A 17759-nucleotide genomic window follows, 5' to 3' on the forward strand; every position below is an offset into this window, starting at 1 on the left:
GTACTGCGGCCACCGTCGGGGCAGCACTCGGGGCCGGCTGGGGCGGCGGCACAAGCGCGTCTTGGGCCGGAGCGTTGTTCGCCGTGGTGGCCGGAGGCGCCGGTGGGGCAGGAGGCGCGACGGCCACGGGGGCTTGGACGGGAGCTTGGGCAGGTGCCTGCTCCGCAGCCGGAGCCGCCGTGACGGGTGGCGGGGCCGGATTGGCCGGCGGCTGCGGGTCAGCTTTGGCTTGTTGCGGTGCCTGCGGGTCCGCTTTTGGAGCCCCCTTGGCATCGTTCTTGGCCTTCTTCGCCTTGCCCTGGCCGGTGTTGTCGTAGACGCCGGGGATTTGCACCGTGCCGCGGTCGGGATCGATGCGGATGGTACGCCCGCCATAGTCGAAGGTGTACTGCGCCTGCGCAGCGGTGCTCGCCAAAAGGAATGCGGCCGTGGCCAACAGCTTCCTCATTTCGCATCTCCTGAAACAGGTGGTCCCCGCACCGACGCTTACGCCCCGGTTCGATCGCAAAAAGTGATCTAGATCACTGTCACCGTATGAGTCGTGCTTTCTGCGTTTCGGGTTCAATAACACCGGAGCCGGTCCAAAGTTTGACCGGCGCAAGCGACAGGAGGACGCGGTCCTAGTCGAACCAGGCGGCGTAGATCTTCTTGTAGCTGCCGTCCTGCATGGAAATGTGCAGCCATTGGTCGACGAACGCCTTCAGCGCCATGTCGCGCTGGAGCCAATAGGCCTTCTCTGAGAAGTCGAACGGCTTGTCGGGATGCACCGCGCAGAGCACGCCTTGATGCTGCTTCTGCTGGTAGCGCGTCTCGGAGGCATCCGTCATCATCAGGTCTGCATTGCCCTTGGCGATCTCGTCGAAGATCACGGTATTGTCCGGGAAGACGGTGATGTCGGCGTCCTTGATGTTGGCACGTGCGAAGCGCTCGTTGGTGCCGCCGGGATTGACGATCACGCGGGTGCCCTTCTTGTCGATGTCGGTGATGCTCTGGTATTTGCCGACGTCGGCACAGCGCGCGATCGGCGTCTTGCCCTCGCGCATGATCGGCGTCGAGAAGAAGCCCTTCTTCTGCCGGTCCAGCGTGACCGAGACGCCGCCCATGGCGATGTCAAACTGATCGGCCTCGAAATCCTTCATCAGCTTCGGCCAGGCCGTCGGCACGAATTCGACCTTGACGCCGAGCGCCTTGCCGAGCGCCTCCGCCATGTCGACATCGAAGCCGTTGAACTGCTGCGTCGTCTTGTCGAGATAGGTGAAGGGCTTGTAGTCGCCGGTCATTCCGACGCGCAAAGTGCCGCGCTTGACGATCTCGTCGAGGCGGGACGGCGCCGCCTGCTGTGCCTGCGCCGAAAGGTTTGCCAGCAGCACCACGGCCAAAGTCGCCAGAATTCGAATGGTCATTCGAACGATCATCTCTTTTCCACCCATGCCCAAGCTGTCATTGTGCAGCTCTCGAGGGTTGGATTTAGACCAGATGCCCGTGGCTGGCGAGGCGGAAGTGAAGGGAATTTTGAAGTGACGATCTCGATGCATGACGCCTCGGTGGGCGTCTTCGTGCCGTATCTGCGCAATCTGTCCGTACTGCTCGACAAGGGCGTTGCCTATGCCGAAGCCCGGAAGTTCAATCCGGCCGTCCTGCTCGGCATGCGCATCGCGCCCGACATGTACGATCTGGCGCAACAGATCGGCGAGGCCTGCCGCCATGCCACGGTTGCCGCGGCCTTGCTGGCCGAGCGCGAGCCGGTGACGCTGCCGGTGCTGGAGCACGACATGGCCGGACTGCAGGCCCGCATTGCGACGTCAATCGAGTTCATCGAAAGCCTGCCGCGCGCGGAGATCAATGCTGCGGCGGAACGGAGTGTCTTCTTCAGGCTGAAGAACGGGACCGAGTTGCCCTTCACCGGGCGGACGCTGCTGCTGACCTTCAGCATGCCGCAGTTCTTCTTTCACGTCACGACAGCCTACGACCTGTTGCGGCACGCAGGCGTCGAGCTCGTGAAGAAGGATTATCTCGGACGACGATAAGCCGAACCGGCATCCACTTCGCGCGAAAAAGCGCTAGGCTTCGCCCTTGCGCTCGTAATCGGCGAGCGAGCTGCGGCCGGCGATCTCGCTGCGCAGCTCTTCGAAGCGCCGATGGGCCTCGTCCTCATGCGCGTCGACGAAATGCACCGCGGCTTCGCCGGTCATCGGGCCGCTGACCACGGGCACTGACTGCTCGCCGATGGTCTCGTGGACGTAGAACTGGCCGTCATCGCCGCGATGGACCGTCCATTTCAGACGGATCGCCACCATCGGCCCGGGGCCGACCTTGCTGTAGCCGTCGGCGTCGGTGTGCTCCGGCACCAGCGGCTGCTCCTCGACCACCGGATGCTCATCGACCACAGGGTGCTCGTCGGCGACCCCATGCTCACCGGCAACCACCATTTCGGTCACGGTGACGGTCTCGGTCTCGCGCACGGTCTCGGTCTCGCGCACGACGAGAACGGGTTCAGGATGCTCCAGGATGCTGGCGATGGTCGCCAACGCGTGGTCGGTCGGGTCGATCTCTGACAAGGGTCCATCCTCCAGCTCGACGCGGCCGGCAAGTCTGTCCCACTGCCGCCGCGGCCGGACCTATTACGCGGGTTTGATTAAGGCTGAGTGAGGGCTCGATCTGCACCAAAATGGGACTCATTCTGGCGTTCCGAAGGCGGGGTCGCCCGCCCTTGAGATAGCTCAGCCCAGGACATCCTGATTGATGATGTTCTGCCGGATGGGATCGCCGTCCAGCACACTCAGGATGTTGCGCGCAGTCTGCTCGCTCATCCGGCTCACCGCCTCGACCGTGACGCCGGCGACATGCGGGGCCATGATGACGTTGGGCAGCGCGAACAGCGCGTTGCTGACCGGCGGCGGCTCGACCTCGAAGACGTCGATGCCGGCACCGGCGAGCTTGCCCGAGACCAGTGCGTCGTACAGCGCCGTCTCCTTCACGATGCCGCCGCGTGCGGTGTTGATGAGGTAGGATTTCGGCTTCATCCGGCCGATCCGCGCCGCGTCGAACAGGCCGACGGTCTCCGGCGTCTTCGGGCAGTGGATGGTGACGAAATCGGCGTGCGGCAGCGCGGCATCGAGGTCGGCGACCGGCTCGCAGCCTGCCGCCTTGATCTCTGCGGCTGCCTTGTAGGGATCATAAACCTGCACATTCATGTCCATCGCCAGGCAGCGCTTGGCGGTGCGGGTGCCGATGCGGCCGAAGCCGATGATGAGGACGGTCTTGCCGTAGAGATCGAACGGCAGCATGCCGAGGCGGTCGGCCCATTTGCCGTCCTTGACGCAGGAATGCATCTCCTGCGCGCGTTTGGCCAGTGTCAGCATCATGAACAGCGCCTGCTCGGCGACCGAGGGCGAGTTCGCGCTGCCCGCGACCATCAGCGGCACCTTGCGGCGGGAGAGGGCGGGGACGTCGACGGCGTCGTAGCCGACGCCGATCCGGGTCACCACCTTCATGTCCTTTGAGGCTTCAAGCTCGGTTTCGCCGAACGCGGTGGCGCCGAGCGCCACGCCATGGACCGGCGCGTGGCTCTTCAGCAAAGCCTCAAAATCCCTGGCGGAGATCAGGTTCGGAAACTCGATGAGCTCGATGTCATCGCGCTGGGTGAGGAGGGCGCGTGCCCCTTGCGACAAAGTTTGAGTAACAAAGATTTTCTTCTTGTTGGTCGACATCGTCCCTACCTGCACGAGTTTCTTGCCCGGCCGTCACAATACGGCGCCGGTCGCCTCGTTTAGCAGGTGCATATTGTTCAGGTCCATCGCCAAACGCATAGGGCCCCCGTCCTTGGCGCCCGCATTGGGATCGACACGGCCGCAGATCGGCGTACCCTCCAGTCCGAAATAGACCAGCGTCTCCATTCCCATCGGCTCGGTGACGTCAAGCACGGTGTCGAAGGTCTCGACACCCGGCTCCAGATGCGCATTCGATTCCGTGAGATGTTCAGGACGGATGCCGAGCAACAGGTTTTCAGTTCGGGGCAGCGCGCTGTAACGGGCGGCGCGGGCCGGCGGCAACGGGAATGAGATGCGGTCCGTCAGGCGGACGTTGAGCTTGCCGCCGACGTCCTCGAGCCTGCACGGAATGAAGTTCATCGCCGGCGAGCCGATGAAGCCGGCGACGAAGCGCGTCGCAGGCTTGTGGTAGAGCTCGTTCGGGGTGCCGATCTGCTCGATCCGCCCCTTGTTCATCACCACCACGCGATCGGCCAGCGTCATCGCCTCGACCTGGTCGTGGGTGACGTAGACCGTCGTGGTGCGCACTTTCTGGTGCACCTTCTTGATCTCGATCCGCATCTGCACGCGCAGCTTGGCGTCGAGATTGGACAGCGGTTCGTCGAACAGGAAGACTTTTGGGTTGCGCACGATGGCCCGGCCCATTGCAACGCGCTGGCGCTGGCCGCCGGAGAGCTGCTTCGGCTTGCGGTCGATCAGGTCGGTGATGTCGAGGAGGCGGGCGGCCTCGGTCACCCGCGCCTTGATCTCGGCCTTCGGGTAATGCTTGAGCCGCAACCCGAACGACATGTTCTCCGCGACCGTCATGTGGGGGTAGAGCGCGTAGTTCTGAAACACCATCGCGATGTCGCGGTCCTTCGGCGGCACGTCGTTGACGACGTCGCCGCCGATCATGATGTCGCCGTCGGTGATGTCTTCGAGTCCGGCGATCATCCGCAACGTCGTCGACTTGCCGCAGCCGGAGGGGCCGACGAGCACGATGAACTCATGGTCGGAGATGTCGAGGTCGATGCCGCGCACCGCCTCGACGTCGTCGTAACGCTTGACCACCTTCCGCAACGCAACCTCAGCCATAAGACATCAACCCTTTGTCGCGCCGGCGGTCAGGCCGGCAATGTAATAGTCCATCAGGAAGGCATAGATGACCAGCGGCGGGGCTGCGCCAAGCAGCGCGCCGGTCATGATCTGACCCCAGTTGAAAACGTCACCCTTGATCAAAGTGGTGGTGATGCCGACCGGCAGCACGAGCTGGTCGATGGATGTCGTGAACACCAGGGGATAGAGGAACTGCGCCCAGGACACGGTGAAGGCGAAGATGGTCGCTGCGATCAAACCGGGCAGGGCGACGGGGATGAAAATCCGCGTCAAGGTCTGGAGCCAGGAAGCGCCGTCGATGAGAGCCGCCTCGTCGAGCTCCTTCGGAATCGAGGCGAAATAACCGATCATGATCCAGGTGCAGAACGGCACCGTCAGGGTCGGATAGATGAACAGCAGCACGTACCATCGGTTGAGGAGCGTGATGCCGGTGATGTCCTGGACAGCAGCGAGCATTTTGAACAGCGGAATGAACAAGAGGCTGTCCGGGACCAGGTAGGTCAGAAAAACCCCGGTCGCCAGCGTCGTCGAGCCCCAGAACTTCATCCTTGCCAGCGCAAAGGCCGCAGGAATGCTGATCAGCATGGTGACGCACACAACGACGATGGAGACGACCGCCGAATTCCAGAAGAAGCGCAAAAACTGGTTCGACGTCAACAGCTCGACGTAGTTCGCCAGGGTGGGATGGAACACCCACCAGGGATTGGTGGCCGCCGAAATCTCCGCGCTGCTCTTGAGGGAGGTGATCAGCATGTAGATCGGCGGAACGAGCGAAAAAATCGCGAACAGCACCAGGAAGAAGTAGGACCAGCGCAGGGCCCATGTCCGATCCCGGCTCATGCTCCGGTATTTGACTTTGCGCGTGGGACCGCCCTTGTCGATTGCAAGCGTGCTCATCAGGCTTCGTTCCCACGTTTGTTGACATCGCGCAGGATGAAGACCGCCGCGACTGCGAGGATCGGCACCATGAACAGCGAGACGCATGCGCCGAGCGGAATATCGCTGCTCTGGATTCCGACCTGGAAGGCCCAGGTGGCGAACAGATGCGTCGAATCCAACGGGCCGCCCGAGGTCAGGATGCGCACGATGTCGAAATTGGCGAAAGTGACGATCAACGAGAACAGCGTCGTGATGGCGATGATGTTGCGCATCATCGGCAGGGTGATGTGCCAGATCTTCTGCCACCAATTGGCGCCGTCAATGGCGGCCGCTTCGTAGAGCTGGTCGGGCACCGATTTAAGCGCGGCCAGATACATGATCATGAAGAACGGTGCGCCGTACCAGACGTTGACGAGAATGACGGAGAAACGGGCCCAGAAGGTGTCGCCAAGCCAGGGGATCGGGCCGACACCGAAGAACGACAGCGTGTAATTGAAGGCGCTGTAGGAGGGATCGAACAGCCACAGCCAAGCCAGGGTGCTCATCGCCGGCGGGATCACCCAAGGGACCAGCAGCATGCCGCGCCACTTGCGCTGGCCCTTGGCCGGGAGGTTGTGGACGAAATGAGCGACAATGAAGCCCATCAGCGCTTTGAAAAACACCGCGGTGAGGGCGAAGATGCAGGATTGCCTCACCACCATCCAGAACGTGTCGCGTTTGAACAGGAAGGTGAAATTGCTCAAGCCGACGAACTTCTGCATCGACTTGTTCAGCGTGGCGAGATGCATTGAGTAGAAGGCAGGATAGAGCACGAACAGCGCGATCAGGAGAATCAGCGGCAGCGTCAGGAAGAACGCCATCGTCGACTTCCGCCTGAGTGCATTTTTAAGGCTCGCCCGTTTGCGCGGCCTGGCGGCACGGACGGAGCGAGCTTGCTCAACGACGACATCGGCCATGGTCAGACTTTCTTACGGTACATTCAACAGGGAAGCCGCCCGCATCGGTCGGCCTCTCTCGCAAGGCGATGGAAAAAGGGGGCGGATCCCCGGCGGCTCACGCGCGAACGCGTGAACCGCCATGCCACATACCCGGCATCAGCTGCGCATGAAGCCTTCGCACTCGCCCTCGGCCCAGGCGAGCGCCTGCTCGATGGTCTCGCCACGGGCATAGCGCAGCGCCAGTTTGGTCAACGTCGCCTGGTTGTAGATCTGCTGGGCGATCTTCGGCGGCGCCGGCGAGGCCGCGATCGACATCGTCTGGCGGCCGTGTGGGTCGGGATAGCTATAAAGCGTGCCCTTCGGCGGCCCTTCCTCGGCCCACGTCTTGAGCTTCGTCATGTTTGCGAAAGCCGGGAGATCATAGCCGCCGCTCGCCGCGACGAACTTTTCGATCGACGACGGCTGCGACAGATGGGTCAGCAGGCTCTTGGCGGCTTCCTTGTTCTTGCCGAAAGCCCAGACGCCCCAGAAGTAGGGCAGGAACGGTGCAAAACGGCCCTTCGGACCGGCGGGCATGCCGTGCGTCCAGCATTGCTCAGCGACTTGTGGTGCGTCGCGTTTCGCAACGGCCCAGGAGCTCGGCGGATTCAAGATCAGTGCTCCGCGGCCCGAGATCAGCCATTTGTTATTAGACGCGTCATCCCAGGAGGCCGCGTCCGCCGGAAGCACCGCAATCAATCTCTTGTAGAATTCGAGAGCCTGACGCACGGCGTCAGTCTTTACGGTGATGTCGCCCTTGGCGTTGACGAGCTCGGCGCCGAACGACTGGAAGATCGCGCCGGCGGTATCGACGCTGTCGGTGGTCTCGCCGAGGCCGATCCCGAACGGGACGCCAGCCTTGCTGCAGGCTTCGGCGGCCTTGAGAAAGACTTCCATCGTCCAGTTCTCGTCCTTGGGCACGCTACCGGCCGGATACATCTCCTGGACGTCGATGCCGGCATGCTTCTTCATCAGGTCGATGCGCGAGCAGGGGCCCTTGATCTGACTGCCGACGGTGGCAGGGACGGCAAGCCATTTGCCGCCGGCCTGGCCGAGATATTTGGTCGTGCCGTTCACCTCGCCATTCTGCTTGATGATCGGCTCCATGATGTCGGTGACCGGCTCGAGCTGCTCCGCATAGGCATGCGGCCACCAGGTCGGCATCTGGAGAATGTCGTGACCGGATTTTGCCTGCGCCTCGGCGGCGACGGTTAGTTCGAGCTTCTTGTTGTTGCTGGTGATGTAGTCGATGGAGACCTCGACCTTCTCCTTCGCTGCCCATTCATTGACGAGCGCGGTGGAGGCAGAGTTGGCACCAGGGACCCAATGGTCCCAGAAGCCGATCGAGAGCTTGCCGGCGGCGTAAGCGCCTCGGACATAGGGCGCTGTGATCAGCGCCGCGGAGGACATTGCAGTGGCAGCCACAAATTGACGTCGCGTCAGTGTCTTGCGTGACATCTCGTTTCCTCGCTTGGGTGTTTTATTGTTCTGGCGTTTCCTCTGAACTCTTCCGAGTTCTACTTTTGATTTTCTTTTTTTAAGTTTCTCGTTCGACGTTTCTTATTGATGCCATCGGCTTCGAAGGCAAATTGGTAGCGCGATCAGATCATGATTGATTGCGTCTGTCGAGAAAGCCGAGCGGCTTGCGCCTAGAACTAACGTTGTGTCCGCCAAGGTGGCGCTGCCCTCGACGTCACGCGCGAGCCCTAAACCACAGTCGGTCGTTTTGCGATGCACACTGGGCGCGGGCGCGCTGGACCGATACGTGCGCAATTACGCCGCAGTTTCCAAGGAGCCTGCATAAGCACCTCGCGGCAAACACTTTTCGGGCGTGTATAGCAATTATCGGTGGCTAGACCTCGAAGCGGTGAAAACGATAGAGTTGCAACTGGCAAGTGGTTCTCACCCCCAGCAGCCTAATCAGATCGAGATGGAGACCAGAATGATCAACCCGGCGCCGCTCGCGCGGCTTAACCTGCGACGATGGTTCGCGCTGGGATCCGTTTTCGTGTTGCTGCTCGGCGCAGCCGCGGTGGCGAACGCTCAAGGCCTGGTCAAAGGGGTTCAGGAAGGAGCGGCGGCCGGGAACAAGGCGGCGGGTCCGGTCGGCGGCGTGCTCGGCGGCGCGATCGGCGGTGTGGTCGGCGTCTTCACCGGCGTGCTCGGTGTTGGCAATAATGGCAATCAGGCGCCTTCCGCCAAGGATTCAAGCAAGGATTCGAGCAAGGACGCTGCCAAAGACGCCAAGCAGGGCGCCGGCAAGGACAAGGATGCCAAGAGCGCCAAGGCTGGCAAGGGCGCCAAGGCGAGCAAGGAGGCGAAGAACGCGCCGCAGGACAAGGATGTCACTGTCCTCACCCAGACCGGCGCACCGCAACTGACCGCCGACCAGATCGTCACCAACAGCGACTCCTATATCGAGCGGATCAAGACCGAACTGAACCTCACGCCCGACCAGGAGAAGCACTGGTACGGCTTCTCGAGCGCCATGCACTACCTCGGGCATAACGGTGCCGAGCGGCTAAACCTGCGGGTCGCGCGCGCCAAGCGGGATCCGCCCGACGACATCGTCGAGCAGATGCGCAACGAGGCCCAATTCCTCATCGACCGCGCTGCCGACCAGCGCAATGTCGCCGACGCCGCTGAGCCCCTCTATTCGAGCCTCGATGACAAGCAGAAGCAGGTGTTCGTACAGGAGATGGTGCGGCTCAGCCACGAACGAGGACTGGATTGATCAAGTTGAATCGGATCGGGCGCGTCTGAATTAACGGACCCCGCCACGAATTCGTGAATCCTGTTCGCGATTCGGTTATGATTAGCTTCGGAAGCTGATGGGCGGGGTTGATATGGCGGACGGACTCTCCGTTTTCCTGGTCGAAGACGAGACGTTGATCCGGATGATGATGACGGACATGGTGGAGGAACTCGGCCACCACGTCATCGCGGAAGCGGATAATGTTCGGGACGCCAGCGCTTTCGCCATGACCGCGCAGTACGATCTTGCGATCCTCGACATCAATCTCAAGGGCCTCTACGTCGATCCGGTCGCCGACCTGATCGAGCGACGCGGCAAGCCGTTTCTGTTTGCGACGGGCTACGGTCCGGAGCTGCTGCCGTCCTTGCTCAGGCGCCGGCCGATCCTGCGCAAGCCCATCTCGATCGATCAGCTCAAGGCAATGATCGATTCGATGTTTCCGGAAGCGGCAGCAAAGACGCCTCACTGAGACCAAAAACAAAAATGGCCGCCCGTCAGGGGCGGCCATTTCGCGACGGAATTCGTCGCGGTCTCACATCAGGCCGGCGCCGAGATCGATGCCGCGCGCCATGGGGCCGAACGAGGCGACCAGGCCCGTGCAGCAAAACAGCAAGATGGTCTTGAATGAAGAAAACGAAGAATCGGCCAAACGCGTTTCGCTGGTGGCCGGCATCGCGGCGATCGAAATCATGCTCATGTTCATTCCCCCCTTTGTTGCCCCTGAATTGCATCAGGTGAGGGAACTCCTAGAGCAAAAAGTTTGACGCGAGCTTTCGAGGGATCGTTAACGAAATCGCAATTGATGCCGCGTTTTCGGGCACCGTAGCGCAACCACTCGTTTCACTGGCGCCCGTTCTTCAGCACGGTAGCGATAGTGTGGGCCGTCATGGCGGCGCGGTCCGAAGCGCGCTGGGCGGCGAGGCGGTCACGCGCCTTTTCCTCGATCAAGAGCTCGATCAGGGCCAGCCGCTTGCCATCGTCGTCCGCCTCGAGCAGCAGGCGGTGATAGCGGTGATAGTCGAAACCCAGATCCTGCTTACGCATGTCACGCCCCCGCAACTACGCCACACACAAGCCAGGATTGTTTCTCATCCGGGACGAACGCGCAAGCACGATCCCGCGTCGAGCGGGCGTGCCGTGCAATCAGCTGTGCATGACTGGAATCCGCGGACGGAGGCGCGCGCGGTTAAGGCTGGTTGTGCTCCGCGAATATCTTCAGGCCGAGGAAACTCGCATCAGGTTTCGTGACCAGCCTGGTCGGGATGTCGCGGAGATAGTCCTGGAAGCGTCCCTTGGCTTCGAAGCGCGCCCGGAATGCGGAAGCCGCAAGGAACTCCGGAAAGCGCGGCACGATTCCGCCGGCGATATAGACGCCGCCGCGGGCGCCGAAGGTCACCCCGAGATTGCCGGCGACCGAGCCGAGGATGGCGCAAAACATGTCCAGCGTCGCGCGGCAGAGTTCGCAACTGCCCTCCAAGGCCGCCTTCGTGATGGCAGCGGCATCGCGATGCGGCACCTCGGCGCCTTCCACTTCGGCCAGCGCCTCGTACAGGCTTTGCAGGCCGGAACCGGACAATGCGCCACGCTCGATGGAGACATGGCCGAGGCGCCGGCGCATGCACGCGATTACGCGTTCCTCGCGCTCGTCCTCTGCCGGCAGGGTCGCGTGGCCCGCCTCGGTGACGACGGCCAACCGTGAGCCGTGGCGCTCGACCAGACAGGAAACACCAAAGCCGGTTCCGGGACCGACCACCAGCAACGGTTCTCCGGGAAGACCCTCCTGTCCGCCGAGCGGGATCAGGTCGGCGGGCTGCAGGGCGGGCAGGGACCAGGCCACCACCTCGAAATCGTTGAGAACATGGACGCTGTCGAAGCCGAGAGCCGGCTGAAGCTCGTTGCCGTCGATGACCCACGGGCTGTTGGTCATGACGCAGCGGTTGTTGGTCACCGGCCCCGCGACGGCCAGCACAGCCCTTCGGGGCGTTTTGCCGTCTGAGCGACGCGCGAGAACATCGGCAATGGCTTCCCGGACGGTCGGGAAGTCTGCCACTTTGACGTAGTCGATCGGTCCGGTCTCATCGCCCTGACTGAGCGCGAAGCGCGCATTGGTGCCGCCGATATCGGCGAGAAGAATCTGTCCTGTCTTGCCGATGGTCATGTGGGTATGGCTGCCACAGCCCCTTTCGGGCTGCGGGAACCGCTTCCTCCGCTCTATCCGGTCGCAAAATGCGAACGGCTTTTAGAATCCGTCCCCTGGTGGATCTAGTCAACACGGATGAGCCCAAACCGTTGCATCCCGGCACCGACGGGGTGCATTCGCGCAGATCGCCGCACCGCTTCGGTGGTTGCGAAGCAGCGCGGGAAGATCGACACTGGAGACGTTCGTTCTGCGCCGGTCGCGCGGGATGGCCTGGAATGGACCTTGCGATGAAGATTTCCGACCGCGACGTGCTGCTGGTCATCGATGTGCAGAACGATTTTTGCACGGGCGGGGCGCTCGCCGTGCCCGGCGGCGAGACGGTCGTCCCCGCCATCAATCGGATCGCTCAAAAATTCGCCAATGTGGTGCTGACCCAGGACTGGCATCCCCGCGATCATGTCTCCTTTGCGCCGAACCATGCGGGCAAACAGCCGTTCCAGACTATCGCGCTTGACTACGGCGTCCAGGTGCTCTGGCCGAGCCATTGCGTCCAGGGCACGGCGGGCGCGGAATTTCATCGCGATCTCGACGTCACCCGCGCGAGCCTGGTGGTGCGGAAGGGGTTTCGGCGCGGCATCGATTCCTATTCGGCGCTGTTCGAAAACGACAGGAAAACGCCGACCGGCCTGCTCGGATATTTGCGCGAGCGCGAATTGAAGACGATCTTCGTCGTTGGCCTCGCGCTCGACTTCTGCGTCCGCTTCTCGGCGGAGGATGCCCGCAAGGCGGGGTTCGAGGTCGCCGTCATCGAGGGCGCCTGCCGCGGCATCGATCTCGACGGCTCGGTGGCCGCGACCCATCAGAGTTTTCGGGAGCGCGGCATTTCGCTCGTCAGCTTCGAGGCCTTCCTGTGAGGACCGTGAGATAGCCATGGCGGAGAAGACCGGCAAACAGCAGCGCGCACCGGGCCGGGTCCCGGATGACCCGCTGCTGTGGCCGTTCGCTGCGGCTCGGCTTGCGATGGATGCCTGCTTCGGATGGCTCGAGCGCGCTCCGCCGGAGCAGTCCGACAGCAGCCTGCCGTGGACCACGCCCAACTCCGTCGCGCTGGAGCTCGCGACCATGCGCCTGCGCAATTGCGCGCGGACGGGGGCCGGTCAGCCGGCCCTGGTCTGCGCGCCCTATGCGCTGCACCGGGCCCTGATCGCCGACTTCGCCCCCGGCCACAGCGTGGTGCAGTCCCTGCAAAATGGCGGCATCGACCGGATCTATCTCACCGACTGGCGCTCAGCCACGCCTGACATGCGCTATCTCTCGATCGACAGCTATCTTGGCGATCTCAACGTCGCCATCGACGAGATCGGCACGCCGGTCGATCTCGTCGGACTGTGTCAGGGTGGCTGGCTGTCGCTGCTCTATGCGGCGCGCTTTCCCGCCAAGGTGCGGCGGCTGGTGCTGGCAGGCGCGCCCGTCGACCTCTCGATCGAGTCCAGACTGTCGCAGCTCGCCCGCAACGCGCCGGAGATGGTCTATGACCAGCTCGTCGCCCGCGGCGGCGGCAATGTCAGCGGCGAGGAGATGCTGCGGGTCTGGTCGAAGGCGCCGAGCCGCGACGACATCGTGACGGCGCTGCAGAGCGACCTCTCCGGCGAGGAAGGTGCGGCGCTGCTGGCACGCTTCGAGCGCTGGAATGCCGAGCCTCTCAATCTGCCCGGCACCTATTATCTCGAGATCGTCAATTGGATTTTCCGGGAGAACCGGATCGCGCGCGGCCAATTCACGGCACTCGGCCGCGTGGTTGATCTGAAGGACGTCAAGGCGCCGGTCTTCCTGCTGGCCGGGCTTGACGACGACGTCGTGCCGGCTGCGCAGGCGCTCGCCACCGCCGGCTTGCTCGGTACCCCACCGGCCTTCATTGCGGCGGTCTCCGAGCCCAGCAACCATCTCGGGCTGTTCATGGGTGCGCGGACCCATGCCCATGCCTGGCCCCGGATCGCCGAATGGCTGCGCGACGATCTGCCCGGCATGCTGGTGCGCACAGCCTGACGCTGCCCAAGGGCCGGGCAGCGAAGCTGCAAATCCGTTATGCATTCCGTTGAATGGCCTGCACGGGACCATGTCGATGGGTTAAATGGAGTCCAGAGCTGGCGGAGGCCGGTCGCGACGAGACAAAGGGACTGTGCTCGATGAGTTTCCACTCGATCTATGCCCACGGATTTGCGCGCGTGGCGGCCTGCGTCACCACCTCTCATGTGGCCGATCCCACGGCAAACGCGAGGGCGGTTCTGGCGGCGGCGAAGGACTGCCATGCGCAGTCGGTGGCGGTTGCCGTGTTTCCCGAGCTGTGCCTGTCCGGCTATGCGATCGAAGATCTCGTCAAGCAGGACCCGCTGCTCGATGCGGTCGAGCGCGGGCTCGGGGCCATCGTCGAGGCATCCTCGTCCCTGATGACCGTCCTGATCGTTGGCGCGCCGCTGCGCTTTGGCAATCGCATCTACAATTGCGCGGTCGTCATCCATCGCGGCAAAGTCCTCGGCGTCGTGCCCAAGAGCTACCTGCCGACCTATCGCGAATTCTACGAGGGACGGCATTTCGCCTCCGGCGCCGGCATCGTCGGAGAGATGGTCGCCTTCGGCGGGCTGCATGCCCCGTTCGGCGTCGACCTCCTGTTCGCGGCCGAGGACGTTCCGGGCCTGACCATCGGCGTCGAGATCTGCGAGGACATGTGGATCCCGGTGACGCCGGCTTCCGAGCTCGCGCTTGCGGGCGCGAGCGTGCTGATCAATCTCTCGGGCAGCCCGATCACGATCGGCCGCGCCCGCTCGCGTGCGCTCTTGTGTCAATCGACTTCGGCGCGCTGCCTCGCGGCCTATGTCTATTCCGCGGCCGGGGCAGGGGAATCGACCACCGATCTTGCCTGGGATGGCCAGACCTCGATCTACGAGAACGGCGTGCTGCTGGCTGAGGGTGAGCGGTTCCGGCAGGGCGGCCAAATCACGCTGGCTGACGTCGATCTGGACCTGCTCAGGCAGGAACGCGCGCTCATGGGAACCTTCGACGACAACCGCCGGCAGCGCGAGGCCTTCTTCCGGAAAGTCAGCTTCGCCTTGAAGCCGCCGGCCGCCGACATCGGCTTCCTGCGCAAGGTCGAGCGATTTCCGTTCGTGCCGAGCGACGAGAGCCTGCTCGAGCAGGACTGCTATGAGGCCTACAACATTCAGGTCGCTGGCCTTGTCCAGCGCATGCGTGCGACCGGCACCAAGCGCGTCGTCATCGGCGTCTCGGGCGGGCTCGATTCTACCCACGCCTTGATCGTCGCCGCCAAGGCCGTCGATCTTCTTGGCCTGCCGCGCGAGAACATTCTCGCCTACACCATGCCGGGCTTTGCCACCGGCAGCGAGAGCAAGACCAATGCGCTGGCGCTGATGAAGGCGTTGCAGACGAGTTGGCAGGAGCTCGACATTCGCACCACGGCGACGCAGATGCTGAAGGACATCGGCCATCCCTTCGGCAAGGGCGAGAAGGTCTACGACGTCACATTCGAGAACGTGCAGGCGGGCCTGCGCACCGACTATCTGTTCCGGCTCGCCAACCACAACGGCGGCATCGTCATCGGCACCGGCGATCTCTCCGAGCTCGCACTGGGCTGGTGCACCTACGGCGTCGGCGACCAGATGGCGCACTATAACGTCAACGCCGGGGTGCCGAAGACACTGATCCAGCATCTGATCCGCTGGGTGATCGCTTCCAAGCAGTTCACCGACGACGTCAACCAAACGCTTGGATCGATCCTGTCGGCCGAAATCTCGCCGGAGCTGGTTCCGGCCGAGCCGGGCGAGAAGCCGCAGAGCACGGAAGCTTCGGTCGGTCCCTACGAGCTCCAGGATTTCCACCTGTTCTACACGCTGCGGTTCGGCATACGGCCGTCCAAGATCGCGTTCATGGCGTTGCAGGCGTGGAAGGACGTCGCCGAGGGCGAATGGCCGCCGGCATTTCCGGCCGACAAGCGCAGGGCCTACGATCTCAAGGAGATCCGCCGCTGGCTGGAGGTGTTCCTGCGCCGCTTCTTCGCTTTCAGCCAGTTCAAGCGCTCGGCGATGCCGAACGGCCCCAAGGTTTCGGCCGGCGGCTCGTTGTCGCCGCGCGGCGACTGGCGCGCGCCGTCGGATTCGAGCGCGGCGGCGTGGCTTGAAGATCTCGAACGGAATGTGCCGGTTTGAACGGGAGATGAGCGATGTCGGCCGGCGATGGGCCCGAGCAGGGCGGCAACCCACAGAAGGTCCTCAACGGCCTCTACATCTTTGAGATCGAGATGCGTGACGGCAAGCGCGGCCAGGCCAAAGGCGTCGTCGTGCTCTGCGACGGCCGCATCATGGGCGGCGACAGCTATTTCTACTACACCGGCAGCTACACCTTCCGGAACGGAAAATGGCGCGGCGATATGACCGTCAATCAGCACACCGAGGCCGTCGGCAAGCCGCTCGCGTTCGGCGGCAGGGAAGTGACCTGCGGCTTTTCGGGCGACTATTCCGCCGACGGCGCCGAGGTTGAAGGCATGGCGCTGGTTGGCAAGACCAGCGTGACATTCACGGCGCGGCTCACGATGAAGGACCCGATGTGAGACCGGCCTGAGATGTGAGACCCGCGTGATCGGCCCTCGTTCCTGACCAGGAACCTTCGCACCCACAGAACGTTCGCGTCTGTTGTCGCGAATTTCCGAGGAGAGGGACCATGCGCAAGCACTTGATGTTATCGACTGCAGCGATCGGACTGATGCTTGCTTCCGGCTTCGCCCACGCCCAGGCGCCCGGTGAGCGGAGGGACGAACCGAGACGCAACGAGGAGCCGGCGAAAGGCGCCGCGCCGCAGCGCGGCGGCGCCCAGGAGCGTGTTCAAGAGCGCGCGCAGGGCGCCCAGGACCGATTGCAGGGCGCTGGCCGCGAGGAGAAGGGCGGCGCTGCCAGGCAGGACGCGAGTGACGACAAGCGCCAGCCGGCGAGTTCTGCCGAGCGCAACCAGCCGAAGTCGAAAGATCAGGCACAAGAATCCCGCGAGCCTTCGCGCGATCGCAATCGCGATGCCGAGAGCGCGAAACCGGGACGCGACAGCAAGAGCAGCGCCGAGACGAAGCAGGACAAATCGGCGCCGCAGAAATCAACGGCCGAGTCCGAGAAGTCCAAATCCGGCACGTCTAGCCAGCAGAACGAGCGCACGGGTGCCGCGACCAACCAGAACGAGCGCAACCAGACCCAGCCGCCGCGCAACGCGGCTGAGCAGCAGCAGCCGGCGCAACAGAACAACCGGCCGGCCACCGCGACCGACACGAACCGCACGGCCCCGACCAACAACGCGCAGACCGCGCCCGCCAATTCGGGCACGCAGACCAACCAAGCCAACCAGACCAACACGCAGGCCAATCAGCAGACGCAGGTGACGTCCGAGAAGCAGGTGCGGATCTCCGAAACGGTGAGCCGTGCACGCCTGGCGGAGCCGGAGCGTAATCTGAATATTTCGATCCGGGTCGGCGAGACCATTCCCTCGCGCGTGCGCCTTCACAGGCTTCCGCCCGAGATCGTCTCGATCGAGCCCGAATATCGAGACTACGAATATTTCGCGACCGGTGACGACGTCGTCATTGTGGAGCCGCGGACGCATCGCATCGTCAGCCAGGTCCCTCGCGATCCGTCGCGAGCCCGCGCCCAGATGAGCGGCGGCACCTCATCGGGAATGGCGGCCGCGGGGGGCAGCAATGTGAACTGCCAGATCATGCGGCGTGACGCCTCGGGCAATGTGGCCCAGGCAGAACCCTCCACCGTAGGCTCGACCGCACGAAACGATTCCCTGAGCGTGACCGTCCAGATGCCCGGCGGCGGCTCGTCCGCGCCGATCGCCCTCGGCGCTGCCGCGGGCAACATCGTGGTCGCGACGCAAGGGCAGGGCGACTGCACGGTGACGATCGAGCCGCAGACGCGCTAAGCGCCCGGGTCGGCATAACGACGCCAAAACGACTTCGCGCCGCACGGCTGATCAAGCCGGCGGCGCGAAATCACGTTCAATCTAGAAAGTCCCGAGGTCCGGAGTGCCTAGGAGTCCGGACCTCGTAACCTTGCCCCAGCCTTTGATCCCCCGCCCCATGCGCGCCT

The 17759-nt window shown here is 63.4% G+C and carries 18 protein-coding genes and 1 pseudogene; 9 read left to right on the forward strand and 10 right to left on the reverse strand.

Annotation, left to right across the window (positions count from 1 at the left end):
- Together IVB41_RS24800 and IVB41_RS24805 are read right to left on the reverse strand one after the other, a co-directional pair.
- Positions 1-448, reverse strand: a pseudogene (locus tag IVB41_RS24800) (DUF2147 domain-containing protein); the annotation flags it as partial.
- 172 nt (positions 449-620) lie between these two features.
- Positions 621-1403, reverse strand: coding sequence for a transporter substrate-binding domain-containing protein (locus tag IVB41_RS24805; protein WP_247289952.1), 783 nt, complete (start codon positions 1401-1403; stop codon positions 621-623).
- A 126-nt stretch (positions 1404-1529) separates the two neighbouring features.
- Between IVB41_RS24805 and IVB41_RS24810 the strand changes: the two genes are divergently transcribed.
- Complete coding sequence (locus tag IVB41_RS24810) at positions 1530-2027, forward strand: DUF1993 family protein (protein ID WP_247435906.1); 498 nt, start codon at positions 1530-1532, stop codon at positions 2025-2027.
- A gap of 33 nt (positions 2028-2060) precedes the next feature.
- On the opposite strand, the gene IVB41_RS24815 is transcribed toward IVB41_RS24810, so the two are convergent.
- The 6 genes from IVB41_RS24815 to IVB41_RS24840 all read right to left on the reverse strand — a co-directional run bounded on the left by IVB41_RS24815 (position 2061) and on the right by IVB41_RS24840 (position 8179).
- Complete coding sequence (locus IVB41_RS24815) at positions 2061-2558, reverse strand: hypothetical protein (RefSeq protein ID WP_027566977.1); 498 nt, start codon at positions 2556-2558, stop codon at positions 2061-2063.
- Positions 2559-2720: 162 nt separating this feature from the next.
- Positions 2721-3710 carry a hydroxyacid dehydrogenase gene (locus tag IVB41_RS24820; RefSeq protein ID WP_247435879.1) on the reverse strand — a complete coding sequence of 330 codons (990 nt, stop codon included), beginning with the start codon at positions 3708-3710 and terminating at the stop codon, positions 2721-2723.
- A gap of 33 nt (positions 3711-3743) precedes the next feature.
- Positions 3744-4844 (reverse strand): ABC transporter ATP-binding protein, encoded by a 1101-nt coding sequence (locus IVB41_RS24825; protein ID WP_247435884.1) that lies wholly within the window; start codon positions 4842-4844, stop codon positions 3744-3746.
- A gap of 6 nt (positions 4845-4850) precedes the next feature.
- The gene (locus IVB41_RS24830) at positions 4851-5762 is read right to left on the reverse strand and encodes a carbohydrate ABC transporter permease (RefSeq protein ID WP_247289960.1); all 912 of its coding nucleotides are present in this window, start codon (positions 5760-5762) and stop codon (positions 4851-4853) included.
- On the reverse strand, positions 5762-6700 hold the full coding sequence (locus IVB41_RS24835; protein ID WP_247289962.1) for a carbohydrate ABC transporter permease: 939 nt from the start codon (positions 6698-6700) through the stop codon (positions 5762-5764). Before IVB41_RS24835 ends, IVB41_RS24830 begins: the two co-directional genes overlap by 1 nt.
- Before the next feature lie 138 nt (positions 6701-6838).
- Positions 6839-8179 carry an ABC transporter substrate-binding protein gene (locus IVB41_RS24840; RefSeq protein ID WP_247289964.1) on the reverse strand — a complete coding sequence of 447 codons (1341 nt, stop codon included), beginning with the start codon at positions 8177-8179 and terminating at the stop codon, positions 6839-6841.
- A gap of 484 nt (positions 8180-8663) precedes the next feature.
- On the opposite strand from IVB41_RS24840, the gene IVB41_RS24845 reads away from it, so the two are divergent.
- From IVB41_RS24845 to IVB41_RS24855, 3 genes are all read left to right on the forward strand, one after another.
- Positions 8664-9455 (forward strand): Spy/CpxP family protein refolding chaperone, encoded by a 792-nt coding sequence (locus tag IVB41_RS24845; RefSeq protein ID WP_247435887.1) that lies wholly within the window; start codon positions 8664-8666, stop codon positions 9453-9455.
- Positions 9456-9567: 112 nt separating this feature from the next.
- Positions 9568-9945 (forward strand): response regulator, encoded by a 378-nt coding sequence (locus IVB41_RS24850; RefSeq protein ID WP_027566971.1) that lies wholly within the window; start codon positions 9568-9570, stop codon positions 9943-9945.
- Between the two features lie 88 nt (positions 9946-10033).
- A complete protein-coding gene (locus IVB41_RS24855; RefSeq protein WP_247435890.1) occupies positions 10034-10240 on the forward strand; it encodes a hypothetical protein in 207 nt (68 codons plus the stop codon).
- 76 nt (positions 10241-10316) lie between these two features.
- Here the strand turns inward: IVB41_RS24855 and IVB41_RS24860 are convergent, their stop codons facing one another.
- Positions 10317-10520, reverse strand: a complete 204-nt coding sequence (locus IVB41_RS24860; RefSeq protein ID WP_007590943.1) for a hypothetical protein — start codon at positions 10518-10520, stop codon at positions 10317-10319.
- Between the two features lie 142 nt (positions 10521-10662).
- The gene (gene glk / locus IVB41_RS24865; RefSeq protein WP_247435893.1) at positions 10663-11634 is read right to left on the reverse strand and encodes a glucokinase; all 972 of its coding nucleotides are present in this window, start codon (positions 11632-11634) and stop codon (positions 10663-10665) included.
- 257 nt (positions 11635-11891) lie between these two features.
- On the opposite strand from glk, the gene pncA reads away from it, so the two are divergent.
- The 5 genes from pncA to IVB41_RS24890 all read left to right on the forward strand — a co-directional run bounded on the left by pncA (position 11892) and on the right by IVB41_RS24890 (position 17592).
- A complete protein-coding gene (gene pncA / locus IVB41_RS24870) occupies positions 11892-12530 on the forward strand; it encodes a bifunctional nicotinamidase/pyrazinamidase (protein ID WP_027566969.1) in 639 nt (212 codons plus the stop codon).
- Positions 12531-12546: 16 nt separating this feature from the next.
- Positions 12547-13662, forward strand: coding sequence for an alpha/beta fold hydrolase (locus tag IVB41_RS24875; protein ID WP_247435896.1), 1116 nt, complete (start codon positions 12547-12549; stop codon positions 13660-13662).
- A gap of 140 nt (positions 13663-13802) precedes the next feature.
- Entirely contained in the window at positions 13803-15836 is a 2034-nt protein-coding gene (locus tag IVB41_RS24880) for an NAD(+) synthase (RefSeq protein ID WP_247435900.1), read from the forward strand.
- Positions 15837-15850: 14 nt separating this feature from the next.
- Entirely contained in the window at positions 15851-16237 is a 387-nt protein-coding gene (locus tag IVB41_RS24885) for a GrlR family regulatory protein (protein ID WP_027566966.1), read from the forward strand.
- A 110-nt stretch (positions 16238-16347) separates the two neighbouring features.
- Positions 16348-17592 carry a DUF1236 domain-containing protein gene (locus IVB41_RS24890; protein WP_247435903.1) on the forward strand — a complete coding sequence of 415 codons (1245 nt, stop codon included), beginning with the start codon at positions 16348-16350 and terminating at the stop codon, positions 17590-17592.
- The last annotated feature ends 167 nt before the right edge of the window (positions 17593-17759 follow it).

It is taken from the genome of Bradyrhizobium sp. 44, assembly GCF_023073095.1.
Classification (GTDB): Bacteria; Pseudomonadota; Alphaproteobacteria; order Rhizobiales; family Xanthobacteraceae; genus Bradyrhizobium.